Source organism: Mycolicibacterium novocastrense (assembly GCF_001499835.1).
GTDB classification, from domain to species: domain Bacteria; phylum Actinomycetota; class Actinomycetes; order Mycobacteriales; family Mycobacteriaceae; genus Mycobacterium; species Mycobacterium novocastrense.
Map to the genome: position 1 here is coordinate 47,385 of NZ_LQIH01000001.1, position 22,962 is coordinate 70,346.

General features: G+C 68.1%; 27 protein-coding genes. 15 read left to right on the forward strand and 12 right to left on the reverse strand.

Features of this window, described 5'->3' with window-relative positions; genetic code table 11:
- The first annotated feature begins 32 nt into the window (after positions 1–32).
- Positions 33–1,265, forward strand: coding sequence for a hypothetical protein (locus AU072_RS00240; RefSeq protein WP_133147248.1), 1,233 nt, complete (start codon positions 33–35; stop codon positions 1,263–1,265).
- A gap of 1 nt (position 1,266) precedes the next feature.
- On the opposite strand, the gene AU072_RS00245 is transcribed toward AU072_RS00240, so the two are convergent.
- Both AU072_RS00245 and mshB read right to left on the reverse strand, forming a co-directional pair.
- On the reverse strand, positions 1,267–1,698 hold the full coding sequence (locus AU072_RS00245; protein WP_407937572.1) for a hypothetical protein: 432 nt from the start codon (positions 1,696–1,698) through the stop codon (positions 1,267–1,269).
- A 116-nt stretch (positions 1,699–1,814) separates the two neighbouring features.
- The gene (mshB, locus tag AU072_RS00250; protein WP_064411884.1) at positions 1,815–2,708 is read right to left on the reverse strand and encodes an N-acetyl-1-D-myo-inositol-2-amino-2-deoxy-alpha-D-glucopyranoside deacetylase; all 894 of its coding nucleotides are present in this window, start codon (positions 2,706–2,708) and stop codon (positions 1,815–1,817) included.
- 39 nt (positions 2,709–2,747) lie between these two features.
- Between mshB and AU072_RS00255 the strand changes: the two genes are divergently transcribed.
- Positions 2,748–4,049, forward strand: coding sequence for a chloride channel protein (locus AU072_RS00255; RefSeq protein ID WP_064412283.1), 1,302 nt, complete (start codon positions 2,748–2,750; stop codon positions 4,047–4,049).
- Here the strand turns inward: AU072_RS00255 and AU072_RS00260 are convergent.
- Positions 3,979–5,796, reverse strand: a complete 1,818-nt coding sequence (locus AU072_RS00260; RefSeq protein ID WP_082680694.1) for an ABC transporter family substrate-binding protein — start codon at positions 5,794–5,796, stop codon at positions 3,979–3,981. The two genes, AU072_RS00255 and AU072_RS00260, sit on opposite strands and share 71 nt — an antisense overlap.
- A gap of 95 nt (positions 5,797–5,891) precedes the next feature.
- Positions 5,892–7,781, reverse strand: a complete 1,890-nt coding sequence (typA, locus tag AU072_RS00265) for a translational GTPase TypA (protein WP_120270942.1) — start codon at positions 7,779–7,781, stop codon at positions 5,892–5,894.
- A 55-nt stretch (positions 7,782–7,836) separates the two neighbouring features.
- Between typA and AU072_RS27825 the strand changes: the two genes are divergently transcribed.
- The gene (locus AU072_RS27825; protein WP_120270930.1) at positions 7,837–8,007 is read left to right on the forward strand and encodes a hypothetical protein; all 171 of its coding nucleotides are present in this window, start codon (positions 7,837–7,839) and stop codon (positions 8,005–8,007) included.
- A gap of 3 nt (positions 8,008–8,010) precedes the next feature.
- On the opposite strand, the gene AU072_RS00270 is transcribed toward AU072_RS27825, so the two are convergent.
- The gene (locus AU072_RS00270) at positions 8,011–9,090 is read right to left on the reverse strand and encodes a hypothetical protein (protein ID WP_064412285.1); all 1,080 of its coding nucleotides are present in this window, start codon (positions 9,088–9,090) and stop codon (positions 8,011–8,013) included.
- Between the two features lie 88 nt (positions 9,091–9,178).
- Positions 9,179–9,568: a (deoxy)nucleoside triphosphate pyrophosphohydrolase gene (locus AU072_RS00275; protein ID WP_064412286.1), complete on the reverse strand. Its 390-nt coding sequence runs from the start codon at positions 9,566–9,568 to the stop codon at positions 9,179–9,181.
- Between the two features lie 51 nt (positions 9,569–9,619).
- On the opposite strand from AU072_RS00275, the gene AU072_RS00280 reads away from it, so the two are divergent.
- Positions 9,620–9,904, forward strand: a complete 285-nt coding sequence (locus AU072_RS00280; protein WP_064411886.1) for a 4a-hydroxytetrahydrobiopterin dehydratase — start codon at positions 9,620–9,622, stop codon at positions 9,902–9,904.
- Here the strand turns inward: AU072_RS00280 and AU072_RS00285 are convergent.
- Positions 9,882–11,081: a mannosyltransferase gene (locus AU072_RS00285; RefSeq protein WP_082680689.1), complete on the reverse strand. Its 1,200-nt coding sequence runs from the start codon at positions 11,079–11,081 to the stop codon at positions 9,882–9,884. The two genes, AU072_RS00280 and AU072_RS00285, sit on opposite strands and share 23 nt — an antisense overlap.
- 138 nt (positions 11,082–11,219) lie before the next feature.
- On the opposite strand from AU072_RS00285, the gene AU072_RS00290 reads away from it, so the two are divergent.
- Together AU072_RS00290 and AU072_RS00295 are read left to right on the forward strand one after the other, a co-directional pair.
- On the forward strand, positions 11,220–11,792 hold the full coding sequence (locus AU072_RS00290) for a hypothetical protein (RefSeq protein WP_064411888.1): 573 nt from the start codon (positions 11,220–11,222) through the stop codon (positions 11,790–11,792).
- A gap of 66 nt (positions 11,793–11,858) precedes the next feature.
- The gene (locus AU072_RS00295; protein WP_064411889.1) at positions 11,859–12,863 is read left to right on the forward strand and encodes an Rv1157c family protein; all 1,005 of its coding nucleotides are present in this window, start codon (positions 11,859–11,861) and stop codon (positions 12,861–12,863) included.
- Positions 12,864–13,024: 161 nt separating this feature from the next.
- On the opposite strand, the gene AU072_RS27375 is transcribed toward AU072_RS00295, so the two are convergent.
- Positions 13,025–13,171, reverse strand: a complete 147-nt coding sequence (locus AU072_RS27375; RefSeq protein ID WP_066808023.1) for a DUF1059 domain-containing protein — start codon at positions 13,169–13,171, stop codon at positions 13,025–13,027.
- Positions 13,172–13,218: 47 nt separating this feature from the next.
- On the opposite strand from AU072_RS27375, the gene AU072_RS00300 reads away from it, so the two are divergent.
- The gene (locus AU072_RS00300; protein ID WP_064411890.1) at positions 13,219–13,878 is read left to right on the forward strand and encodes a nitroreductase family protein; all 660 of its coding nucleotides are present in this window, start codon (positions 13,219–13,221) and stop codon (positions 13,876–13,878) included.
- Between the two features lie 94 nt (positions 13,879–13,972).
- Complete coding sequence (locus AU072_RS00305) at positions 13,973–14,353, forward strand: recombinase family protein (protein ID WP_064348623.1); 381 nt, start codon at positions 13,973–13,975, stop codon at positions 14,351–14,353.
- Here AU072_RS00305 and AU072_RS00310 read toward each other — a convergent pair.
- Entirely contained in the window at positions 14,350–14,928 is a 579-nt protein-coding gene (locus AU072_RS00310; RefSeq protein ID WP_064411891.1) for an HhH-GPD-type base excision DNA repair protein, read from the reverse strand. The genes AU072_RS00305 and AU072_RS00310 overlap by 4 nt on opposite strands.
- A gap of 111 nt (positions 14,929–15,039) precedes the next feature.
- Between AU072_RS00310 and AU072_RS00315 the strand changes: the two genes are divergently transcribed.
- The 4 genes from AU072_RS00315 to AU072_RS00330 all read left to right on the forward strand — a co-directional run bounded on the left by AU072_RS00315 (position 15,040) and on the right by AU072_RS00330 (position 19,698).
- The gene (locus AU072_RS00315; RefSeq protein ID WP_064411892.1) at positions 15,040–15,390 is read left to right on the forward strand and encodes a DUF485 domain-containing protein; all 351 of its coding nucleotides are present in this window, start codon (positions 15,040–15,042) and stop codon (positions 15,388–15,390) included.
- A complete protein-coding gene (locus AU072_RS00320) occupies positions 15,387–17,018 on the forward strand; it encodes a monocarboxylic acid transporter (RefSeq protein ID WP_064411893.1) in 1,632 nt (543 codons plus the stop codon). The genes AU072_RS00315 and AU072_RS00320 overlap by 4 nt, the downstream gene beginning before the upstream one ends.
- 28 nt (positions 17,019–17,046) lie before the next feature.
- Positions 17,047–18,267 (forward strand): MFS transporter, encoded by a 1,221-nt coding sequence (locus AU072_RS00325; protein ID WP_120270931.1) that lies wholly within the window; start codon positions 17,047–17,049, stop codon positions 18,265–18,267.
- A gap of 99 nt (positions 18,268–18,366) precedes the next feature.
- On the forward strand, positions 18,367–19,698 hold the full coding sequence (locus tag AU072_RS00330) for an acyltransferase family protein (RefSeq protein WP_064412288.1): 1,332 nt from the start codon (positions 18,367–18,369) through the stop codon (positions 19,696–19,698).
- Here the strand turns inward: AU072_RS00330 and AU072_RS27830 are convergent.
- Complete coding sequence (locus AU072_RS27830) at positions 19,634–19,801, reverse strand: DUF5302 domain-containing protein (protein WP_110765761.1); 168 nt, start codon at positions 19,799–19,801, stop codon at positions 19,634–19,636. The genes AU072_RS00330 and AU072_RS27830 overlap by 65 nt on opposite strands.
- Before the next feature lie 40 nt (positions 19,802–19,841).
- A complete protein-coding gene (locus AU072_RS00335) occupies positions 19,842–20,285 on the reverse strand; it encodes a PPOX class F420-dependent oxidoreductase (RefSeq protein ID WP_064411894.1) in 444 nt (147 codons plus the stop codon).
- On the opposite strand from AU072_RS00335, the gene AU072_RS00340 reads away from it, so the two are divergent.
- Genes AU072_RS00340 through AU072_RS00350 form a run of 3 tightly spaced genes read left to right on the forward strand, consistent with a single transcriptional unit; the run spans position 20,284 to position 22,537 of the window.
- A complete protein-coding gene (locus AU072_RS00340; protein ID WP_064411895.1) occupies positions 20,284–21,150 on the forward strand; it encodes a class I SAM-dependent methyltransferase in 867 nt (288 codons plus the stop codon). The genes AU072_RS00335 and AU072_RS00340 overlap by 2 nt on opposite strands.
- Positions 21,150–21,671: a DUF1697 domain-containing protein gene (locus tag AU072_RS00345; RefSeq protein WP_064411896.1), complete on the forward strand. Its 522-nt coding sequence runs from the start codon at positions 21,150–21,152 to the stop codon at positions 21,669–21,671. Before AU072_RS00340 ends, AU072_RS00345 begins: the two co-directional genes overlap by 1 nt.
- 59 nt (positions 21,672–21,730) lie before the next feature.
- Complete coding sequence (locus AU072_RS00350) at positions 21,731–22,537, forward strand: class I SAM-dependent methyltransferase (RefSeq protein ID WP_064412289.1); 807 nt, start codon at positions 21,731–21,733, stop codon at positions 22,535–22,537.
- Positions 22,538–22,561: 24 nt separating this feature from the next.
- Here the strand turns inward: AU072_RS00350 and AU072_RS00355 are convergent, their stop codons facing one another.
- Positions 22,562–22,927, reverse strand: a complete 366-nt coding sequence (locus AU072_RS00355; protein WP_064412290.1) for an Rv1152 family transcriptional regulator — start codon at positions 22,925–22,927, stop codon at positions 22,562–22,564.
- Positions 22,928–22,962: the final 35 nt, after the last annotated feature.

Consider the following 22,962-nt stretch of genomic DNA (forward strand, 5'->3'; position numbering starts at 1 on the left):
GCTTGCTGTAGGTCGGGGCTTTGGAGGACGAAATGAAGCGCTCTGCCCACTCGATGTTGACGATGGCCGTGGTCACCCTGGCGGTGAGCGCTCTCGTGATCGCCCCCGTACGCCCCGCTCCGCCGCCCGAACCGGCGGCCACCGTCCGACTGGTGGCGTCCGTGCAACCCGCGCCGATGGCGATACGAACCGGGCCCTCAGTCCCGGCTCTCGAGCTGCCCGAGTTGCTGATCTGGTGGCTGGAACGAATCGTTGTCCCGCCGAGCGCCGGCGCGTCGTTCCCTGCCCCCAATTTCCCGGACGTCGTCGGCGGCAATTCGATCGACAGCGCGATCAAGAACGTCTACAACGCGATCGAACCGTGGGTGGAATGGGGCTTCGACGTGGCCGCATACGCCGTCGGCTGGATCCCCTACGTCGGCTGGCTCGCCCCGCAGATCGAGATCTTCTACAACTTCGGCGAACGCATCGTGCGCAGCATCACGTTCAACATCGCCGACTGGCTCGGCGGGAACATCAGCTTCTGGGACGGGCTGGTCCGCGTCGCCGTCGACACCATCAATTCGTTCATCTTCCTCGCCAACGACCAGCTGGCCTTCTGGCTCCCGCCACTCCCGCCGATCCCGCCCATCGGCCCGTTCGCGGCCGAGGCCGCCGAGGCCGGGATCCAGCTTTCGGCGCTGGACGAATCGACCCTGCGCGGGGAAACGGAGGGGGACCTCGACGACGGCGCCGTGGAAGTCGACGAGACGCGCACCCAGCGTCAGGGCCTCGTCCAACAGGGCGTCAGCGAATTCGAGGGCGAGGTCGTCGGCGAACTCTCCGATATCGACGGGGCGCAGATCGAACAGGTGCCGGGGACCGAAAAGCTCGAATTCGAGCCGAACGCGGACGGACTCACCGAGGGGGCCGAACGCGAACTCGAACGCGAACTCGAACTCGATGATGAGCTCGATGGTGAGAAGGAGTTGACGACCACCACGACGACGGACACCACGGTCACCGTGACAACGGGCGCCGCAACCGTTCAGGCGCAGGGTGAGGTCCGCGCGTCGGCGATCGCCACACCGACCGGCGCATCGAATGAGCAGAAGCCCGACGGGTCGCTTCCCCCGGATCCGGCAAATGACCTCGAGGAGCTGTCACCCCAGGCGCCATCGACACAGGCGCCGTCCTCGAATGACGCAGGCGACGATCCGAACCCGCAGGCCGATTCGAACCAAGACTCGGCCGACGCGACCGGGTCCACGGCCGGCACGACGTAGCTCAGGTCTTCTTCACGGCCGCCCGCAGCACCGCCGCGGGCGGCAGCGTGCCGAGCACGATGAGCAGCAAGGCCGCGTACTCCATCACCCCGGCCCCGCCGAAGATCAGGTCGTCTCCCGGCCCACCCAGCGTCATCAGCCCGACCGTCAACAGCCAGGTCCACAGCGGGAGGGCCGCGATCCGCGGCGACGAAGTCCAGTGCAGCGCGGCCCACACCAGCGCGGCGTTGACCAGGCCGGCGATCAGCGCGCTGATCGGAAACGGGGTGGACCCCAGGCGGAGCGGAAGGAACATGGCCGAAGCGATGGCGCAGAGCACGCCGTCGACGGCCAGCAACGTCAGGACCGCCACGCTTCGAGGCGTGGTGGCAGAAGTGAGAGAGCTCAGGTCGGGATGCTGTCCAGCATGCCGGTCAGGGAACCGATCACCCACTGCAGGCTGTCGAACCGGTCCTGCCAGTGCTGCAGGTTGGGATCCAGATCTGGGTCCATGTGCCGTCCCTTCGTCGCGCCGCCGACTGCGGGCGAGCTTACTCCCTGCAGGCGCCGCTAATGAAGGTCCAGTCCGGCGAGTAGGTCGATTTCCCATCCTCGAGCATCGCGTTCACCGGCCGTTCCCGCTGCCAGGATGTAGTGCTCAGCCGCGCCGATCGGCAACGCGATGTCGTTGGACAGCGCAAACGAGCGGCCGTCCGGCGCGACGTTGATCTGCGTGGCGTGCGCGCGCATCGCCGCGACCTTGGCACCCAACTGTGCGGGGTCGTCGATCACCGCGTCGATCTCGTCGTCGGGATAGCCGAACGGCACCTCGTCCACGGTCACCCGGGTCCACTGGGCGGGTGCGTCATCGATTCCCGCGAGCCCCTCGGCGATCGCGTCCTTGGACACCACCGCCCAGTAGACCTTCGGCACCGTCCACGGTTCACCCGGAAAGTCCGTACCTTCGGCAGCCGCCACGGCGGCCATCGTCACCTCGTGCGTGTGGATGTGGTCGGGATGGCCGTAACCGCCCTGCGGGTCGTAGGTGACCACGACGTGCGGGCGCAGTTCGCGGATGACCTCGACCAGCGCGCCGACCGACTCGGCGGGATCGGCGTCGATGAACCTCTGATGGTGGCGCCGCGGCGTGCCCGCCATCCCCGAGTCGCGCCAGCGCCCGGCCCCGCCGAGATACTCCGGCTCGTCGATGCCCAGGGCGTTCAGGGCCGCGGTCAGCTCGCCGATGCGGTACCCGCCGAGCTGATCGGCCTCGTGCACGGCCAGGTGCGCCCACCGCTCGCCGATCACCTCGCCCTCCTCACCGAGCGTGCACGTCACCACGCGCACCCGCGCACCGCGGGCGACATAGTGGGCGATCGTGGCGCCGGTGGTCAGCGTCTCGTCGTCGGGATGGGCGTGCACGAACAACAGCCGCGCACCGGTGTCAACAGCATCGCGTTCCATTCGCACCAGCTTGCCTGCCGGCTGGCATACATTCACGAGGTGTCCCGGCGCACCGTGGAGTTCGGTTGCGCGATCGTCATCATCGGCCTGCTGGCAGGCGTCGCGGGTGCGGCCACGACGCTGCTGCTGCACGGCGTCGAACACCTCACGTACCACTACTCGTTCGGCACCCTGCTGACCGGTGTCGGCGGGAGCAGCGCCATCCGGCGCGCCGCAGGACCGATGATCGGCGGGGCGCTGGCCGGCTGTGGGTGGTGGCTGTTGCGGCGGCGCACCGAGATCCCGTCACTGTCCTCGGCGATCAGCGAACCTCGGCGACTGCCCCGTCTGCCGTTGTGCATTGACGCCACACTTCAGGTGGTGCTCGTCGGGTCGGGCGCATCGCTGGGGCGCGAGAGTGCGCCCCGCCAAATCGCCGCTGCCCTGGGCGATTTCGGAACGACGCGGCTTGCTCTGACGGCCCGCGATCGCGAGGTCCTGCTCTCCTGTGCCGCGGGCGCCGGGCTGGGCGCGGTGTACAGCGTGCCGTTGGGCGGAGCACTTTTCACCGCGAGCATCCTGCTCAGGACCTGGCATCCGCGCGCGGTCGGGGCGGCGCTGATCACGTCGAGCCTCGCCGTGGCGGTGGCCGCTCCGGTCACCCATCTCGAGCATCCGTTGACGTGGCCCGATTTCGAGTTGTCGCCGCTGTTCGCGTTCCTGGCCGTGGCCATCTCGCCGCTGGCCGCCGCTGTCGGCCTGGCGTTCGACCGCGTCATGACCGCCGCCCGTCCGCGGATCCAGATGCGCTCATGGACGCTGATCCCCGCGATCGCCGGGGCCGGCCTGCTGACGGGCGTGTGTTCGGTCTGGTGGCCCGAATTGCCAGGCAACGGCAGAAGCATCCTCACGGTCAGCGTCAACAGCGGGCTCACCCTCGGCGCGGCCGCCATGATCCTGCTGCTGAAGCCGCTTCTCACCGCGGTGTTCCTGCGCGCAGGGGCCCTCGGCGGCCTGATCACTCCCGCGTTGGCGACGGGTGCGGCCGCCGGGTCGCTCGTCGCCCTGGCGCTGAATCAGTGGGCGGGCACCGAGATCCCCGTCTCGGCCTTGTCGCTGACGTGCGCGGCAGGCGTGCTGGCGATCACCCAGCGGGCGCCGGCCTTCGCGGCGTTGTTCGTATGGGAGCTCGCGCATCCGCCTTACTGGCTGCTGGTGGTGTTCGCGATCGCGGCGCTCGCGTCACACGGCCTGCGCAGGCTGCGCGACAAGCGGCTCGCTGGTTGGGCCGCTACTGCTTGGTCTTCACCCATTGGCCGGCGTCGCCGACGATGCCGACGGGCACCGCCCCGGACAGGCTGACGTTCTCGACACTGGGCCCGGACGCCACGATCGTGGTGTCCTGCAGGATCGGCAGCACCGTCGCCATGTTCCACAGGCGCGGTTCGACGGCCGTGATGACGTCGGCGATGTCTTCGGTGCCGTCCAGCGCGGCGTCGATCTTCGGCTGAATGCTGCGATCACAGATCCCGGTGATGTTGCTCGGTGCCTGGACCAGTTCGTCGGGTTCGGGGTCGGGCTCCGGGCTCGGTGTCGTCGCGGTGGGTGTGGGCCGCGTCGTGCTCGGTGTCGGGGTGGCTGGCGCCGTCGCCCGGGGCCCGGGTTTGACGGTCGCCACCGGCGTCGCCTCCAGCGCCCGGCAGCCGTAGCGTGACGCGAGCGCCGTGCTCAGATCGCCGCCCGCCTGATTCCAGCCGACCACCGCATCGACCCGGTTGTTGGGCAGGGCTTCGTCGTACAGCGCCACGGGGTCGAGCGCCGACACCGATGCCGCGATGCCGACATTGCGCAGTTGGTCGGCCGCGGTGTTGGCCACGGCCACCGACGTCGGATCGTTGGCGGCCACCCCGATCACCAACGTCAACGGCTCACCGTCCTTGGCGATTCGGCCGCGGTCGCCGTCCGGCGGCGGATTCCCGGGGGTCGGCGGGGCACTGGTCAGGACCGGCTCCACCACGTACCCCGCGTCGGCCAGCAATCCGAGGGCGTCCTCTTTGGCCATCGCGGGCGGCGCGGTGGGGGTGTAACCCGGATCCGACGGCGAGCGCACCTGAGCCTGCGCCAACGTCACCGTGTTGTCGTCGCCCGCGCCGACGGCGGCGAGAAGATCGACGTCGAGCAACCCGAGGATCGCCTTGCGCACTTGCGAATCCCGCAGCGCGGGCTGCTGGGCCCGCAGACTCAACCGCATCACGCGCGGCGTCACGATCCGCGCCGTGCGCACGTCGGGGATCGCCGAGAGTTGGGCGAACACGGCCGACCCGCCGTGCACCTGGGCGACCTGCGTGTCGCCGTTGCGGATCGAATCGGCCAGCGCCGCCGAGTCACCGCCCCGCCGGAACAACACCTGATCGGGTTTCGCGGGAGGGCCCCAATACCGGTCGTTGCGGGCCAGCAGGATCTCGTCGCGCTGGGGGTCGATGTTCTCGACGCGGAACTGACCGCCCGTCACCGGCAGGGCCCGCGCCAGGCCCGCGGCGAATCCGCCCGGCACGTCCTTGACGATGTGGGCCGGGAGGATGTCGTTGAACAGCTCGCGCCACGCCGGATACGGCTGAGAGAACGTCACGACCGCGGTCTTGCCGCCTTCGACCGACTGCACGCCGGTGATCAGGTCGTAGCCCGCCGGGTCGACGACCCCGGGCTGGCTGACCATCTGCTGCCACAGATACCAGTAGTCGTCGGCGGCGATGGGAGCGTTGTCGGTCCACGACGCCTCGGGGCGGATCTTGTAGGTGACGGTGAACGGGTCCTGGCTCGTCACCTCTGCCGAGTCCAACAGCGTGGTGTCGAGTTCCCAGCGCGAGCCGGTCGGGGTCTTCGGATCGGCGATGGGCCGGAAGGAGCTCGGCAGCACCAGCGAGCTGATCGCCGCGTTCACCGGCGACTGATCCGACAGCAGATGCGGATTGAAACCCGGGCCGATCCAGTCGATCGCCATGATGATCTGCGTCGCCTTCAACGGAGGTGGCGGCGGCTGCTGCATTGTGTCGGTGCTCTGCGGCGCGGGCGGCGGGCTGACGGTGCACGCGGCCACCAGTGTCACCATCGCGGACAACGTGGCGATGACGCGTCGGGGGCCGGGCACGACTGACAGGGTATCGGGCAGCGTGGATGCGCCCGCGCGATCGGCGGGCGCCGGTTTCAGCCCCGGGCCTTCGCGCGGGCCTTGGCCCTGGCGCGCAGGCTCGCGTTCAGCTCCACCTTGCGCACGCGCACGACCTCGGGAGTGACCTCGACGCACTCGTCCTCGGCGCAGAACTCCATGGCCTGTTCCAGGGTCAGTTCCAGCGGCCTGGCCAGGGTTTCGATGACGTCGGCCGTCGAGCTGCGCATGTTGGTGAGCTTCTTCTCCCGGGTGACGTTGACGTCGAGATCCTCGGCGCGCGGATTGATGCCGACGACCTGACCTTCATAGGTGTCCTGGCCGGGCTCGACGAAGAACTGGCCGCGGTCGGCAAGCTGGATCATCGCGAACGGCGTGATCTGACCGCTGCGGTCGGAGACCAGCGAACCGCTGTGCCGGGCGCGGATCTCCCCCGCCCACGGCCGGTAGCCGTCGAAGACGGCGTTGGCGATGCCGGTGCCGCGGGTGATGGTCAAAAAGTCGGTGCGGAAACCGATGAGTCCGCGGCTCGGCACGATGAAGTCCATCCGCACCCAGCCCGCGGCGTGGTTGGTCATGTCCTCCATGCGGCCCTTGCGCGCGGCCATCAGCTGCGTGATCGCGCCGACGAACTCCTCGGGACAGTCGATGGTCATCGCCTCGTACGGCTCGTGCAGCTTGCCGTCGATGGTGCGGGTGACCACCTGCGGCTTGCCGACGGTCAGCTCGAAACCCTCGCGGCGCATCTGCTCGACGAGCACGGCTAGCGCCAGCTCGCCGCGGCCCTGCACCTCCCACGCGTCGGGCCTGCCGATGTCGACGACCTTGATCGACACGTTGCCGACCAGTTCGGAGTCCAGTCGGTTGCGCACCATCCGCGCGGTGAGCTTGTGGCCCGACACCTTGCCCGCCAGCGGTGAGGTGTTGGTGCCGATGGTGACCGAGATGGCCGGCTCGTCGACGCTGATCCGCGGCAGCGCGTGCGCGTGGTCGGGGTCGGCGAGGGTGTCGCCGATCATGATCTCGGGCATGCCGGCGACAGCGACGATGTCACCGGCGATGGCCTCGTCGGTCGGATTGCGTTCGACGCCGACGGTGGCCAGCAGTTCGGTGATCTTGGCGTTGGTGACGACGGGTACGCCGTCGACCTCGCGCATCCAGGCGACCTGCTGACCCTTGCGCAGCTTGCCGTTGTAGATGCGGATCAGCGCCAGGCGCCCCAGGAACGCCGAGGCGTCGAGGTTGGTGACCAGGGCCTGCAGTGGGGCTTCGGGGTCGCCGCTGGGCGGCGGGATGTGCTCCATGAGGACGTCGAACAGCGGGTCGAGGTTGGTGCCGTCCGGGTTCTCGCCGTTGGCGGGCTCGGTGGTGCTGGCGATGCCGGCCCGGCCGGACGCGTACAGCGTCGGCAGACCGAGCGCCTCCTCGGCGGCCTTCTGTGCTTCCTCATCGAGATCGGACGCCACGTCGAGCAGCAGGTCGTGGCTGTCGGAGACGACCTCGCTGATGCGGGCGTCGGGGCGGTCGGTCTTGTTCACGACGAGGATGACCGGCAGGTGGGCGGCCAGCGCCTTGCGCAGGACGAAGCGGGTCTGCGGCAGCGGCCCCTCGGACGCGTCGACCAGCAGCAGCACACCGTCGACCATGGACAGCCCGCGCTCGACCTCGCCGCCGAAGTCGGCGTGTCCGGGAGTGTCGATCACGTTGATGACGGTCACGCTGCCGTCGGCATGGTGGCGGTGCACGGCGGTGTTCTTCGCCAGGATCGTGATGCCCTTTTCCCGCTCCAGGTCACCGGAGTCCATGATCCGCTCGGTGGCGTCGTCGCCGCGGTGTGTGAGCGCGCCCGACTGACGCAGCATGGCGTCGACCAGGGTCGTCTTCCCATGGTCGACATGTGCCACGATGGCGACGTTCCTAAAATCCACTTCGAGATTGTCGCAGTGCGGTCGGCCGATCACGAAAACGAGAGATGTCCGTCACTTGAAGCCCAGCAAGCTCGCCGACCTCGAGCCGAAGAAGAAGTGCTGCCGCAGCAAGCCGCGCTGCAAGCGTTGCCCGGTCGTCGTTCACCAAGTCCGCAAGGCCGAGCGCAATGGCATCCGCGGCAAGGATCTCATAAAGGTCCACAAGCGTGCCCGCCGACGGAAATAGCGTCTACGGGTACGACAGCAGCACCATCACCCGGCCATCGGGTGGCGGGACGGGAAAGCTGCTCTCGTCGAAGCCGTAGTACTCGCGCTGTGTTTCGGTGATCTCGTCGGTCACCCGGCCGTGCGTGTGGATCTCGCCGTCGCGCACGTCCTTCATCACTCCGACGAAGTCGGGCACCGACAGCGACTCGGCCAGCAGCAGCGCTTCCCCGCCGGACGAAAGTTCAACCAGCACACCGGCTCCCGCGAAGTTGTTGCCGCCACGGCCGGCCCCTCGCGGTGCCCAGTAGACCGGCTCACCGGTCACGTCGCCTTCGACCCGCCGGTACTGTCCGACCGCGTCGGCGCTGTCCGCGACGGTCACCACGGGCAACTTGTCGATGGTGCGCAGTTCATCCCACCACATGTACGCGAGCGGAATCGCGACGATCGCATAGACCATCACGATCAGCATGATCAGCGGCTTCCACGCCATCTCCCAGCCGAGCTTGCGCTCCGAAACTCCCTGCGCGGCAGCATGATCCCCGATCTCGCGCCGACCGAATCGGAAGACGTACCAACTGAGCACTCTCGCCAACGCCATCAGCGCCAACACGCAGAGCCCGACGATGCCCGCGACGCGCCAGTAGAAGGTGCTGTCGCCGTGATTGATCGTCATGAGGACCATGACGGCGGGGATGGGCGCGGTCAGAAGAAGCAACAGTGAATACGACGGATGGCTTGTCAGGTACTGGTATTCGACGCGCCACGCGCGGTTTCCGCCGAACACGGTGACGTCGCCGATGTCGGCGCGCACCATCGGTGTCCACGATCCCTGCTTCACCCGGGGCTTGACCAGGCTGCGAAAGAAGAAGAATCCACAGACCATCGACACGACCAGCGCACCCCAGAACACGCCCGGCATGGCTTCACCGGTGCCCGGCACGCCGAACGCACCGCGGATGTCGATGATCTTGGCGATGAAGAAGGTCAGCGGGATGGCGAAGAAGAATTCGACGAGCCACATCTGCACGAGTTGCGGGATGCGCGAACCGATCCGGTCAAAGGCGAGCACTCCTCGCCAGATGAACCGCAGCACGCGCATGAACGGCAAGAATATTGCGAGCACCGCCCGCCGGTCGGCCGATCGGAAAACCCTGTCCCATTCGGTCGCGGGCCCGCGCTTCGCTCGGTCAACCGCCGAGTTCTCGCCTCAGCGCGGGCAGCCATGCTCGGTCGGCGGGCACCCACGCCAGCTCGTCGAGTTCGCCGACGCCGATCCAGCGCAGGGCGCGGTGGTCGTTGGGGTGCAGGGTCCCGCCGGTCTGCGTGACGCGGTAGGCCCGCAGAACCATGGTGGGTGTGAGTGCGACGTCGTCGCCGATCCGCGCACCGACGTCAACCAGGACGCCCAGCTCCTCATGCAGTTCGCGGGCCAGCGCGGCTTGGTCGGTCTCACCGGCGGCCACCTTGCCGCCGGGCAGTTCCCACAGCCCGGCCAGTTCTGCGGGCCGGTCGCGCTGCGCGACGAGCAGCGAGGCCTCGTTGATGAGGGCACCGGCGACGACGATCTGGTTCGACATCTGGTTCGACATCTGGTTCGACACTGCGGCTGACGGTATACGGTCGAGGACATGGCTGTGTTAACGGACGAACAAGTGGACGCCGCACTGCCCGATCTGCCCGGCTGGGAACGCGCCGACGGCGCCCTGCGCCGCTCGATCAAGTTCCCGGCGTTTCTCGACGGCATCGACGCCGTTCGCCGGGTCGGCGAGCACGCGGAGAACAAGGATCACCATCCCGATATCGATATCCGCTGGCGGACAGTGACTTTCGCGTTGGTGACGCACTCCGAGGGCGGCATCACCGACAAGGATGTCGAAATGGCCAAGGACATCAACGAGATCGTCGGCCAGTAGAGGCGATCCAGGCCAGCGTGGCCAGCGTGGCGACGATGTAGATCAACCCGGCCCACGCCAGATACCACGGTCGCGGGATCACCCAAATCGTGGGCTGCGCGAAGCTCAGTAGCCAGGGGACCCCGATCAGGGTCAGGATGAGCCACCCCCAGCCCAATATCCGCGCGCCCCGCCGGGCGCTCAGCGGCCCGTGCAGCAACCAGATCATCAACGGGATCAGCCACACCCAGTGATGTGTCCACGAGATCGGCGACAGCAGCAGACCGAACAGCTGCACCACGACGATCCCTCCCAGCCGGTCGGAGGCCCCGCCGATCGCCCGCCACGCCAGGACCGCCAGCACTGCCGTCACCGCGATACCCGCGACCACCGCGGGCCCGTAACCCGCGTCGTGTCCGAGGATCCGGGATATGCCGCCGCGCCACGACTGGTTGAACGATGTGCCGACCGGACCGACACGGTTGGCGTCACCGAGCAGTTCGGTGAAGTAGCGCCGCGTCTCGTCGCCGACCACCATCGCCGAAAGCCCCACGGTCGCAAGGAAGACCACCGCGGAGAACGCCACCGCCCCCCACCGTCGCGCACCGAGGAAGTACAACCCGGAGACCGCGGGCGTCAGCTTCAGCCCGGCCGCGACGCCGACCAGCAGGCCGGACAACCACCACCGCGTGCTGTACACCGCGTAGAGGACGCCCAGCACGAGCACCACGTTGACCTGCCCGTAGTCGAAGGTGCTGCGTAGCGGTTCGAGCCAGATGCCGACGGCCGTCCACAGCATCGCCACACGCCGATCGCCGGAACCCAGGAGGCGCTGGCTGATGCGCACCACGCCGTAGAGGGCGGCGATGATCCCGAGTTGCCACAACAACGCGACGAGGCCGAACGGCAGCAGGTGAAGCGGATAGAACACCACGGCGGCGAACGGCGGATAGGTGAACGGCAGCGGGAAGTCCGGCGTCTGCTCGGCGTAGACGTAGTCATAGAGGGCGCCGGGTTGGTCCAGGGTGCCCGCACCTCCGACGTACACGTGCAGGTCGACGAAGTTCGCACCGTTGGGCACCAGATAGGTCCACGCGAGTCGCGCCGCGATGCTGACCATCAACAGCACGGGCGCCGCAGCGGCCAGTCGGGCGGCCGTCCGCGACGTTGACGGGGCTGCGCTTGTCGAGGTGTCTATCCGCCCGACTCTATCGGCCGGTCACCGAAACCCTTCGCTTGCGTAACGGTTGAATCACTGCCACACGTGTCACTTGAGTCACACCAGTAACTCCGTAGCTTCGGCCCAAGGCGTGCCACACAACTGATTGGGAGAACCATGCACAGCACCGGAAAACTGTTCGCGACCACCATGATCGCCGCTGCGGGAGCGGTCTCGGCCGCGCTGGCGCTGAGCGCCACCGCCACCGCCCAGCCTGCGGCGCCAGCGCCCGCGCCCAGCGTGCCGGGCTTGCCGCTCATCCAGCAGTTGGCGTCGAACCCCGCCGCGGCGACGCAGCTCATGCAGGGCTTCACATCGCTGCTGAACACGGCTCAGACCCCGGCCGCCCCCGCCGCGACGCCGCCGTCGGCGACCGCGACGGTCACCCTTCCGCAGCCGCCGTCGTCGCTGCCCGGTATGCCCGCAGCACCGGCGGCACCCGCAGCGACGCCTGCGACCGCACCGGCCAACCCGGCCAACCTGCTGTCCAACCTGCCGACCGGGCTGGCCTCGCTGCTGCCCGAGGGGACGCCGTTGACCGGCCTTCTGCCCGCCGCGGCACAGGCGGCCACGCCGTCGGCCGCAGCACCGGCCGCCGCCGCCCCGGCTGCCGCAGCACCGGCCGCTGCGCCGGCACTTCCCGGCGCGGGTATGGCGCCGCTGCTGGTGCCGCTGTCGGCTCTTCCGTGATCCACGGGGCGACGCCGAACTACGCACTGGCAGACACGACCACTACAACCACGTTCTGAGGGAGCCATGTCAGCTCGAAGGATGTTCGCCACCGTCGCCCTTGCGATCGGCTCATCGGCCACGCTGCTCGTCAGCGGCGTGACCGGTGTGGCCGTCGCCGAACCCGCGCCGCCGGCGCCGATCGACGGGCTGCAAGCGCCCGGCCTGACGGCGGTCCAGGGCATCAGCCCGGCGATCCAGCAGGCCGCCGCTGATCCGACGAATGCCGCGTCGACGCTGATGGCCGCGGCCGCGGTGTTCGCCGGTGACGCGGTCGCTCCCACCGAGGCGCGAAATGTCGCGTCGGCGGTCAACCAGTTCGTCGCGCACAACCCCGCGCCCGGTGCGGTGCCGGGTGAGCAGGCGCACCTGCCTGCAGGGATCAACCCGGCTCACGCCGTGGGACCCGTACCCGACGCGGCGCCGGCGGCGGACGCGCCACCCGCACCGGCGGCCGCTCCCGCTCCGGCACCCGAGGCCGCGCCGGTCGCTGTTGCTGGCGCACCCGCACCCGAGGCCGCCCCGGCACCAGCACCCGCACCGGCTCCCGAGGCCGCCCCGGCGCCGGGTCCGGCTCCCGCACCGGCTCCTGCCGCCGCGCCCGGTCCCGCCTTCGGCCCGGACGCCCCGCCCACGCAGGACTTCATGTACCCGTCGATCAGCAACGGCTGCCTCGGCGACGGCGGAACCGTGCTCGCCACGGCGATTTCGGTGGCCGGGCCCGCGAAGATCCCGACTCCGGGCCCCGGCCCGGGCCAGACCGCCTACGTGTTCACCGCGGTCGGCACGCCGGGTCCAGCGGCCGAGCAGAAGTTGCCGCTCAACGTCACCTGGGTCAACTTGACCACCGGCAAGTCGGGCAGCGCCACGCTCAAGCCGCGGTCGGATATCAACCCCGAGGGGCCGACCACTCTGACGGCAATCGCCGACACCGGCTCGGGCAGCATCCTGTCGACGATTTTCGGACAGGTCACGACCACCGAGCGGCAGTGCCAGTTCATGCCGACGATCGGCTCGACGGTCGTTCCGTAACCGACCGTCACCCCCCCTGCGCGAGTGACCGTGTTTGCCCCGCGACACGCCGCGGCGGCGCGTGCAAACGCGGTCGCTCGCCGCAATCAGTGGTCGTCAAACCGACGCTTTGGCTGCTCCGCCCGCCCGCGATCGACCATTGCGTCGGGCTGGAATCAGGATCAGTAGGCCATGAAGAGGATCGCGTCCCGGTCGTAATCGCGGCCGGGATGCGACTCGGACAGGTGCGCCTGGGCCTTCTCGACCAGGTCCTCCTCGTCCTTACCGACAATCGCTTCGCCACACGGGCAGTTCAGGTGCGTCTTCATATCCCCACCTTCGCATAGGTCGCCACCGACAGGCCCAAGATATAGCCATGGATCTCTACGACGTCATGCGCACGACGGCCGCAGTGCGCGAGTACACCGGCGACCCGCTGCCCGACGACGTCCTCGAACGCATTCTCGACAATGCCCGCTTCGCGCCGAGCGGCGGCAACCGCCAGGGCAACCGGGTCGTCGTCGTGCGCGATCCGGCGACGCGCGAGGCGCTGATCGAATACGCACGACCCGGGACGAAGCGCTACATCGCGCAGCTGCGCAACGGCGAAAGCCCGTGGAATCCGTTGCATCCCTGCCGGGTTGACGAACAGACCATCGCGGCGGTGAACCTGCCGAACCAGTCACCGCTGCGCACCGCCGAAGTGGTGCTCGTGGTCTGCGTCGATCTGGGCGTCGTGGCCGCGTTCGATCAACACCTCGACCGTGTGGGGCTGATCGCGGGGGCATCGGTGTACCCGTTCGTCTGGAACATCCTGCTGGCCGCCCGCAACGAGGGGTACGGCGGCGTCCTCACGACGGCCGCTGTCGCCGCGGAGCCGCGGGTTCGTGAGCTGCTGGGCATCCCGCACAACTACGCCGTGGCCGCGCTGCTACCGCTCGGCAAGCCGGTCCGTCAACTGACGAAGTTGACCCGCAGGCCCGTCGCCGAGATCGCCACCAGGGAGCGCTTCGACGGCGAGCCGCTCGGCGCATGACCCATGTGGACGTCCGATAACGGTTCGGTCGGTAACCAGACTCGATATGGCGTCGTCGATTCCGCTCCTCTGAGTTTCGTGAGACCTTCGGAACGTGACCTGCACGCTGGGCTACGCCACAGCAAGCGCCGCCGAGCAGGGCCTCGAGGGTCAGCTCGCGGCGCTCAACGCTGCAGGCGTCGACCCCCGGCGAGTGTTCACCGACCGGCTCTCCGACTCCGCCGACCGCATCGGTGCGGGACTACACGCCATGCTGAGCTACGCCCGTTCCGGTGACACGATCGTCGTCGTCGCGCTGGACCGACTCGGCCGCACCGGCACCGAGGTCACCCGCACCATCGCCGAACTCTGCGAACGGGGCCTGCGGCTTCGCACCCTCAAAGAGGGCCTCGACACCGGCACCTCCACCGGCCGCGTCGTCGCAGCCGTCATCAAGACCCTGGCCCGGTTGGACTCCGAGGACGCCGCGGTCTAACCCTTCGCGGCCTTGGCCGCTGCCTTCGCCTGCTTCTTGAACGACCGCACCTTCTCCAGCGAACCGGCGTCGACCACGTCGGCCACCGACCGGTACGAGCCGGGCTTGCCGTAGTCCCCGGCGGCCTTGCGCCAGCCCTCGGGCGTCACCCCGTACTGCTTGCCGAGTAAGGCCAAAAAGATCTTCGCCTTCTGCTCACCGAACCCGGGCAGGGCCTTGAGCCGACGCAGCACCTCGGCGCCGTCCGGATCGCCCTCCGTCCACAGCGCAGCCGCATCACCGCCGTAGCGATCGACGATCAACTGCGCGAGCGCCTGTACCCGTTTGGCCATCGAACCCGGAAAGCGATGAATGGCAGGGGTTTTCGAACATAACTCGACGAACTTCTCGGGATCGTAGTCGGCGATCTCACGGACATCGAAGCCACCGAGGCGGTCGGCGATCTTCTTCGGACCTGCGAACGCCGCCTCCATCGGGTACTGCTGATCGAGCAGCATCCCGGTCAGCAATGCGAACGGGTTGGATTCCAGCAGCGCGTCGGCCGCGGGGTCTTGGACAAGCTGCAGTTTGGCCACGACGCCAGTTTAGATCCGAGGTTTGGGCTTAGAGTTGCCTGGCAATCAGCTGAACGTGACGCGCGTCTCCCGGCTGCGCACACGCATCGACATCTAGATCAGGAGTCGCCCGTGCCCGAGACGCAACGATCATCCTCGGACACCGCGGTCAGCGGCGAAGAATTTCGGGCCGTGCAGGCCAGCCCCGAGTTCCAGGAACTGCGGAGCCGGCTGCGGCGCTTTGTCTTCCCGATGAGTGCGCTGTTTCTCATCTGGTATGCCGCCTACGTGATTCTCGGCGCGTTCGCCCACGACTTCATGGCGATCAAGGTGTGGGGCAACATCAATGTCGGCCTGCTGATCGGCATCGGCCAGTTCGTCTCCACGTTCGTGATCACCGGCCTGTACGTACGCTTCGCCAACCGCGAGCTCGACCCGCGGGCCGAAGCCATCCGCACCAAGCTGGAAGGCGGTGCGGCATGAGCACCCTGCTGGCCGTCGACGAGACCGTCGGCAACCCCGCCGCCAACATCGGCATCTTCGGGCTGTTCGTTGCAGTGACGCTGTACATCGTGATCCGCGCGAGCAAGAAGAATGCCACCGCCGCCGAGTTCTTCACGGCCGGACGGTCGTTCACCGGTCCGCAGAACGGCATCGCGATCTCCGGTGACTATCTGTCGGCGGCCAGCTTCCTCGGCATCGCGGGTGCGATCGCGGTCTACGGCTATGACGGCTTCCTCTATTCCATCGGCTTCCTGGTGGCCTGGCTCGTCGCGCTGTTGTTGGTGGCCGAATTGCTGCGCAACGCAGGGAAATTCACGATGGCCGACGTGCTGAGCTTCCGGCTCAAGCAGCGCCCGGTGCGGCTGGCGGCGGCCACCACGACTCTGGCCGTGTGCCTGTTCTACCTGCTGGCGCAGATGGCAGGCGCCGGCGGGCTGGTCGCGCTGTTGCTCAACGTCACCAGCGATTTCGGCCAGGCCGTCGTGATCGCCGTCGTCGGCGTCCTGATGATCGTCTACGTGCTGATCGGCGGCATGAAGGGCACCACCTGGGTGCAGATCATCAAGGCCGTGCTGTTGATCGGCGGCACGGCGCTGATGACGGTGTGGGTGCTCGCCAAGTTCGGTGCGAACTTCTCCGAGATTCTCGGCGCGGCCCAGTCGGCCGTTTCGGGCTCGTCGAACGAGGCGGTCGCCGGGCGCGACGTCCTGGCCCCCGGCGCGCAGTACGGCGCCTCGTTGACATCGCAGATCAACTTCATCTCCTTGGCGCTGGCGCTGGTGCTCGGCACCGCTGGCCTGCCGCACGTGCTGATGCGCTTCTACACGGTGCCCACCGCCAAGGAGGCGCGCCGCTCGGTGGTCTGGGCGATCGCGCTCATCGGCGCCTTCTACCTGTTCACCCTCGCGCTCGGTTACGGCGCCGCGGCGCTCGTCGGGCCCGACACCATCCTGGCCGCCCCCGGCGGGCAGAATTCGGCCGCACCGCTTCTGGCGTTCGAACTCGGCGGGGTCGTCCTGCTCGGCATCATCTCGGCGGTCGCGTTCGCGACGATCCTCGCCGTCGTCGCGGGCCTGACCATCACCGCGGCAACGTCTTTCGCGCACGACATCTATGCCAGTGTGCTCAAGAGCGACCGGGTGAGCGAAGACGAACAAGTGCGGGTATCGCGCATCACGGTCGTGGTGCTGGGCGTCTTCGCGATCGGCCTGGGCGTCCTGGCGGCCGAGCAGAACATCGCGTTCCTGGTCGCCCTCGCGTTCGCGGTGGCCGCCGCGGCCAACCTGCCGACCATCTTGTACTCGCTGTACTGGCCGCGGTTCAACACCCGGGGCGCGTTGTGGAGCATGTACGGCGGTCTGATCTCGACGATCCTGCTGATCGTGTTCTCCCCCGCCGTGTCGGGATCGAAGACGGCGATGCTGCCCAGCCTCGACTTCGCATGGTTCCCGCTGGCCAATCCCGGCATCGTGTCGATCCCGCTGGCCTTCCTGCTCGGCGGCCTCGGCACGCTGACCTCAGCCGACCGCGGCGATCCGGACATCAACGCCGAGTTCGAGGTTCGCTCGCTGACCGGCGTCGGCGCCGAGAAGGCCGTCACACACTGACTTCAACCCCGCGAAATTGCACCGCGACGTGTCTGAGGCTCCGACCCGCGTGACCGCCCAACGCCTGGCTTTCCCGTTGCTGGCGTACGCGTTCGCCGCGATCATGCTCGGCACCACGATGCCGACACCGATGTATGCCCTCTACGGCGAGCAGATGCAGTTCTCGGTGGTGACCACCACCGTCGTCTACGCGGCCTATGCGGGCGGTGTGCTGTTGGCACTGCTGGCGTTCGGACGGTGGTCTGATGCGATCGGCAGGCGCCCGCTGCTGCTCGGCGGGGTCGTCGCGGCGCTGATCAGTGCCGGGGTGTTCGTCGTCGCCGATTCCGTGCCGCTGTTGGTTGTCGGGCGCGTGTTCTCCGGGCTGTCCGCGGGTGTCTTCACCGGGACGGCCACCGCGGCGGTCATCGAGGCCGCGCCGCCGCACTGGCGCAGCAGGGCCGCCGCGGTCGCGACCGTCGCCAACATCGGCGGCCTCGGTGCCGGTCCGATGCTGGCCGGCGTGCTGGTCGAGTACGCCCCGATGCCGCTGCACCTGAGCTTCATGGTGCACATCGTGCTGGCGGCGCTGGCGGGCGTGGCGGTGCTGCTGGTGCCGGAGACCTCGCCACGGTCCGGACGCATCGCGCTGCAGCGTCTGGCGGTACCGCCCGAGGTGCGTTCGGTGTTCATCCTCGCCGCGATCGCGGGATTCGCCGGATTCGCGGTCACTGGCCTGTTCGCCGCCGTGGCGCCCTCCTTCGTGACCGAGGTCGTCGGCATCGACAACCAGGCAGTCGCCGGACTCATCGCCGGGTCGATCTTCGCCGCGTCCGCCCTGACGCAGATCGTCACCAACACCATGCGGCCGCGGCGGGCGCTTGCCGTCGGCTGCGCAATCCTGGTCGCCGGGATGGCGATTCTCGCAGTCGCACTCCAACTCTCGTCGCTGATCGGGCTCGTCGCGGCCGCCGTGGTGTCGGGTGCGGGCCAAGGCATGAGCTTCAGCCGAGGCCTGGCCGCCATCTCCGAGCGCAGCCCGGCCGAACGCCGCGCCGAGGTCAACTCGACCTACTTCGTCATCGGCTACGTGGCCATCTCGCTACCCGTTGTCGGCGAGGGTCTGGCCGCCGACACCTGGGGATTACGCACGGCGGGCGTGAGTTTCGCCGTGGCGGTCGCGGTTCTGTCGGGCATCTGCCTGGTGGCGATCCTGCTGCGCGAGGCAAGAGACGCACGGGAAACACGCACGGCGGCGTCCGGCGCGTAATCAGCCGATCGACTTGGCTCCGGCGGAGATGCGCGGCCGGCGACCCTTTGAGTGCTTCTACTCATGCGCGACGTCACCCCCGCCCCGACGATCGATCACATGACGATGTTTCCGATCCCAGCCGACGTCGAGGCGGCAACCCCGGTGTCCCGTGACCGTGCGATCGACGTCATCCGCATCGTGTCGTTGCTCGGGGTGGTGATCGGCCACACCGTGATGGCCACCAGCACCCTGCGCGACGACGTGTTCATCTGGAGCAACCTGCTCACCGCATCGCCCGTTCTTCAGGCGCTCACCTGGGTGTTTCAAATCATGCCGCTGTTCTTCTTCGCGGGCGTGGCCGCCAGCGTCGAGAGTTGGAAGCCCGGCAGCAGTTGGGGCAACTGGCTGCTGCGCCGCTGCACCCGGCTCTACCGGCCCGTGTTCTATTACCTCGCCTTCTGGGCCGTCGCGCTGATCGCTCTGCGACTCGTGCTGCCCCAACACGTCTACGAACCCGTCGCCGGAATCTCGATCCAGTTGTTGTGGTTTCTGGGCGCCTACGTGTTGGTGCTCGCTGCGGTGCCGGTGTTGGCCCGCATCACCACCGCAGGCCGGCTGGTGGCCGCAGTCGCCGCCGCCTACGGGTTCATAGCCGTCGTTGACGCGATGCGGATCAACGTCGACGGCTGGGCCGGGCTGGGCTACCTGAATCTGACCGCCTGGCTGATTCCGGGCATGCTCGCCGTCGGCTATCGACGCGCACTGCTGAGCGCGCGGGTGGCGGTCGCCGTGGGTGTCGTGATGCTGGCGGTCAACCTGGCGTTGGTGATATTCGGACCTTACGAGCTGAGCCTGGTCGGCATCGAAACCCAGCAGCTCAAGAACATGACACCACCGTCGCTTCTCCTGGCTGGCCACGCAATCATGATGTGCGCCTTCGTTATTGCTGCCATGCCGGCGATCACGCGCTGGGCGCGGCGGCCGCGGGTGTGGTGGCTGACCGCGATCGGCAACACCGGTGCCATGACGCTCTACCTGTGGCACATGCCCGCGCTGCTGATGATGCACCTGGCGTTCGACTATCTGGGCTACCCGCGCTTCGACCCGGCCGCCCCGAGCTTCATCGCCCTGTCGATCCTGCAGGTGCTGATCATGGCCACGGTGGTTGCGCTGATGTTCGTCACGCTGCGCCCACTGGAGAACGACCCGTTACCGCTGTGGGACGGCGGATTCCTCGCGGAGTCGGGTTTGCGCAGCGCCACAGTCGGTGTCCTGCTCTGCACCGCAGGCGCAGCCACACTGGCCTCGGTGGGTTGGGGACTGAAGGATCAGGGCCTGCTGTGCGTGGGGGTGATGTTGACCGCGCTTGTCGCCGCGCGTGGCCTCAGCCGCTCTTGCGCCGAAACTCCCGCCGATGCTCAACCGGTCCATGCGCCCGCGACTGCTTAGCACCGCCGTCCTTGTGGTTACCGCCGCCGGCCGACTTGGCCTTCTTGCGCTCCAGCGCCTCCCGGAACTTGCGCTTGGTGTCGTCTTCCGGTGTCTCAGACATGACGGCAGCCTAGCCCGAGAGCCGGCGGCCGTCGCCTGCTTTATCGCTTGCCGGGCGGCATGCCGTAGACGTGGCTGATCGGCAGCGTCATCACCACCCGGCGGTCGTCGACCATCGCGCGCCGGTAGTCGTCCCAGTCGGGATGTTCGCCGGCGATGTTGCGGTACAACGCGATCAGCGCCTCGACGGTGTCATCGTCGGGTGACGCCGCCGGCGGTGTGAGTGTCGCGTCGCCCTCGGCGACCGCGTAGGACCAACCGTCGTCCGAGCTGACGTGAAGTGATGCGCGCGGGTCGCGTCGCAGGTTACGGGTCTTGGCCCGCGGCTCGGTGATCGACACCTGGATGGTCAACGCGCGCGAGTCGAAGTAGTACGACACGTTCGACAATTGCGGGCGACCGTCGCGTTTGATGGTCGCCAGGACGCCCAGCGAGTTTCCGCCGATCAAGGCGAGCAGCTTGTCGTCGAACACGTGGCGTCCCATGCTCGTCAGCCTACGTCTCTACCATCGAGATGTGACCGGTCCTGCACCCCGAATCGACGGCAACGTGCTCGAAGGCGTATCTGCGACCGCGCTGTGGACGCTGTACTTCCGCGCCAGCGAGGCCAAGCGATCCGACGGGGTACTCCGCGACCCGTGGGCCGTCACGCTGTTCGACGCCATCGACTACGACTACGGCAAATTCGGCAAGCCCAACCAGTCGCACGCCGTCCGGGCCCTCGCGTTCGACGCCGCCACTCGCGAGTATTTGACCACCCATCCGAAAGCTTCGGTGGTTGCGCTCGCCGAAGGTCTGCAGACCAGCTTCTGGCGTCTGCAGAGACAGGGCGTCGCCGACGAATTGACCTGGTACTCAGTCGATCTCCCACCCATCGTGGCCCTGCGCGAGAAGCTGTTGCCGCACGATGACCGGATCGTTTCGCTGGCGCAGTCAGCGCTGGACCGCAGCTGGATGGACCACATCGACGCGTCGAACGGTGTGTTCATCACCGCCGAGGGCCTGTTGATGTATCTGGACCCCGACGACGCACTCGGTCTGATCCGCGACTGCGCGGCGCGCTTCCCCGGGGGGCGGATGATGTTCGATTCCGTGCCGCCCTGGTTCAGTCGACGCACGCTGCGCGGCAAACTGAAGCTGTCCGACCGTTACGTCACCCCACCGATGCCCTTCGCGCTGACCCCCGACGAGGCTGTCGCGCTGGCCGGGCGCATTCCCGGTGTGCGCGCCGCACACGACCTCGCCATGGTGCCGGGGCGTGGGCTGTACAAGGTGCTGGCCTCGCCGGCGTGGGACCGCGTCGGGTTCCTGCGCAAGGGCCCCAGCCACACCCTGCTGGAGTTCGGCTGATGACGCGCTATGCGGCTTTCCTACGCGGCGTCAACGTCGGTGGCGTCAATCTCAAGATGGCCGATGTCGCGAAGGCCTTCGAAGGAGTCGGATTCCGTTCGGTACGAACGATTCTCGCCAGCGGAAACGTCCTGTTCGACAGCGGGTCGGGAGTCGAGACGGTTCGGAAGAAGGCCGAGAAGGCATTGCGCGACACCTTCGGGTACGACGCCTGGGTGCTGGCGTACCCGATCGACACCGTCGCCGAGATCTCGCGCGCCTACCCCTTCGAGCGCGAGGTCTCCGGCCACCACTCCTACGTCACATTCGTGACCGACGAACACGTGCTCGACGAGCTCGCCGGCCTGGCCGAGCAAGCCACCGCCGAGGAGAAGATCGAGCGCGGCGAGGGTGTCATCTACTGGCAGGTGCCCAAGGCCGCAACGCTCGACAGCACCATCGGCAAGACCATGGGCAAGAAACGGTACAAGTCGTCGACCACCACCAGGAACCTGCGCACGTTGGACAAAGTCCTGCGCTAGGTACATTCGAGCAGGTGAGCTCCGAACCGAACGCCTCGTCCGCCAAAGCCGACGCCACCATGCTGACCGGTGTTTCCGAGACCGCGCTGATGACGCTCAACGTGCGGGCCACGGAGGCGCGTCGACCGGACGGAGTGATCGACGACCCGATGGCCGTCCAACTCGCCGACTCCATCGACTTCGACTTCTCCAAATTCGGCCTCTCACGCCGCCAGGACATGGCGGTGCGGGCGCTGGCGTTCGACCGCGAGACGCGGCGCTACCTCGGCGACCATCCTCGCGCCACGGTGGTGGCGCTCGCCGAGGGGCTCCAGACCAGCTTCTATCGAATCGACGCCGCCGATGTGGGACACGAATTCTCCTGGCTCACCGTGGATCTCCCCCCGGTTATCGAACTGCGCCGACGCCTGTTGCCGGCATCGGAGCGGGTGCGCATGCTGGCCCAGTCGGCGCTCGACTACAGCTGGATGGACCACGTCGACACCGAACACGGCGTGTTCATCACCGCCGAAGGTCTGCTGATGTACCTGCAGCCGGAGGAGGCGCTCGGCCTGATCGGCGAGTGCGCGGCCCGCTTCTCCGGGGGACGCATGCTGTTCGAGCTGCCCCCGGCGTGGTTCGCCAGGTTGATCAGCCGGGGCGTGTTGCGCCCCTCGCTCGGCTACCGCGTCCCACCCATGCCGTTCCACATGACGCCCTCGCAGGTCGCCAACCTCGTCAACGAGATCCCCGGGATCCGGGCGGTGCACGACATCGCGCTGCCGCCGGGGCGCGGCAAGGTGCTCAACGCGCTGATGTGGGGGGCTCAGCGGCTTCCGTGGTTCGATTCCGTGCGTCCGGTCTTCGCCCTGCTCGAATTCGGCTGAGCCGAACGGCTCGTTCCGCGCCGCCTACCCGAACGCCGCTTCCACATATCGCAGCGCGTCGTCCTTGCCGACGCCGAGCGCTTTGGCCGCCGATACGAACGTGGTCGCCGCCGTGGCCATCGCTCCGTCCACGGGATCGGCATGAGCGACGAATGTGCCGAAACGCCCGCGGGTTTCGAGTATTCCCGCCGACTCCAACTCGCGGTAGGCACGCGCCACGGTGTTCACCGCGAGACCGAGCTGACCGGCCAGCTCGCGCACCGTCGGCAACCGCGTACCCGGCGGCAGTCTGCCGTCGCGCACACCGTCAATGACCTGCGTCCTGAGCTGGTCGAACAAGGCACCCGACGCGTGATGGTCGATGCGTACCCAATCCCCCAACTCGGCCACGTGCTCAGTATTGCCCACAGCGGCTAGTTTGGTCA

Coding starts and splice junctions, on each gene's coding strand:
- AU072_RS00240 (WP_133147248.1), top strand. CDS start 33: ATGAAGCGCTCTGCCCACTCGATGTTGACGATGGCCGTGGTCACCCTG.
- mshB (WP_064411884.1), bottom strand. CDS start 2,708: ATGGAACGCGATGCTGTTGACACCGGTGCGCGGCTGTTGTTCGTGCAC.
- AU072_RS00260 (WP_082680694.1), bottom strand. CDS start 5,796: ATGGTGACACTGGTGGCCGCGTGCACCGTCAGCCCGCCGCCCGCGCCG.
- AU072_RS00270 (WP_064412285.1), bottom strand. CDS start 9,090: ATGCGCGTGCTGCGGTTCATCTGGCGAGGAGTGCTCGCCTTTGACCGG.
- AU072_RS00275 (WP_064412286.1), bottom strand. CDS start 9,568: ATGTCGAACCAGATCGTCGTCGCCGGTGCCCTCATCAACGAGGCCTCG.
- AU072_RS00280 (WP_064411886.1), top strand. CDS start 9,620: ATGGCTGTGTTAACGGACGAACAAGTGGACGCCGCACTGCCCGATCTG.
- AU072_RS00290 (WP_064411888.1), top strand. CDS start 11,220: ATGCACAGCACCGGAAAACTGTTCGCGACCACCATGATCGCCGCTGCG.
- AU072_RS00295 (WP_064411889.1), top strand. CDS start 11,859: ATGTCAGCTCGAAGGATGTTCGCCACCGTCGCCCTTGCGATCGGCTCA.
- AU072_RS27375 (WP_066808023.1), bottom strand. CDS start 13,171: ATGAAGACGCACCTGAACTGCCCGTGTGGCGAAGCGATTGTCGGTAAG.
- AU072_RS00300 (WP_064411890.1), top strand. CDS start 13,219: ATGGATCTCTACGACGTCATGCGCACGACGGCCGCAGTGCGCGAGTAC.
- AU072_RS00320 (WP_064411893.1), top strand. CDS start 15,387: ATGAGCACCCTGCTGGCCGTCGACGAGACCGTCGGCAACCCCGCCGCC.
- AU072_RS00330 (WP_064412288.1), top strand. CDS start 18,367: ATGACGATGTTTCCGATCCCAGCCGACGTCGAGGCGGCAACCCCGGTG.
- AU072_RS27830 (WP_110765761.1), bottom strand. CDS start 19,801: ATGTCTGAGACACCGGAAGACGACACCAAGCGCAAGTTCCGGGAGGCG.
- AU072_RS00340 (WP_064411895.1), top strand. CDS start 20,284: ATGCTCGTCAGCCTACGTCTCTACCATCGAGATGTGACCGGTCCTGCA.
- AU072_RS00335 (WP_064411894.1), bottom strand. CDS start 20,285: ATGGGACGCCACGTGTTCGACGACAAGCTGCTCGCCTTGATCGGCGGA.
- AU072_RS00345 (WP_064411896.1), top strand. CDS start 21,150: ATGACGCGCTATGCGGCTTTCCTACGCGGCGTCAACGTCGGTGGCGTC.
- AU072_RS00350 (WP_064412289.1), top strand. CDS start 21,731: ATGCTGACCGGTGTTTCCGAGACCGCGCTGATGACGCTCAACGTGCGG.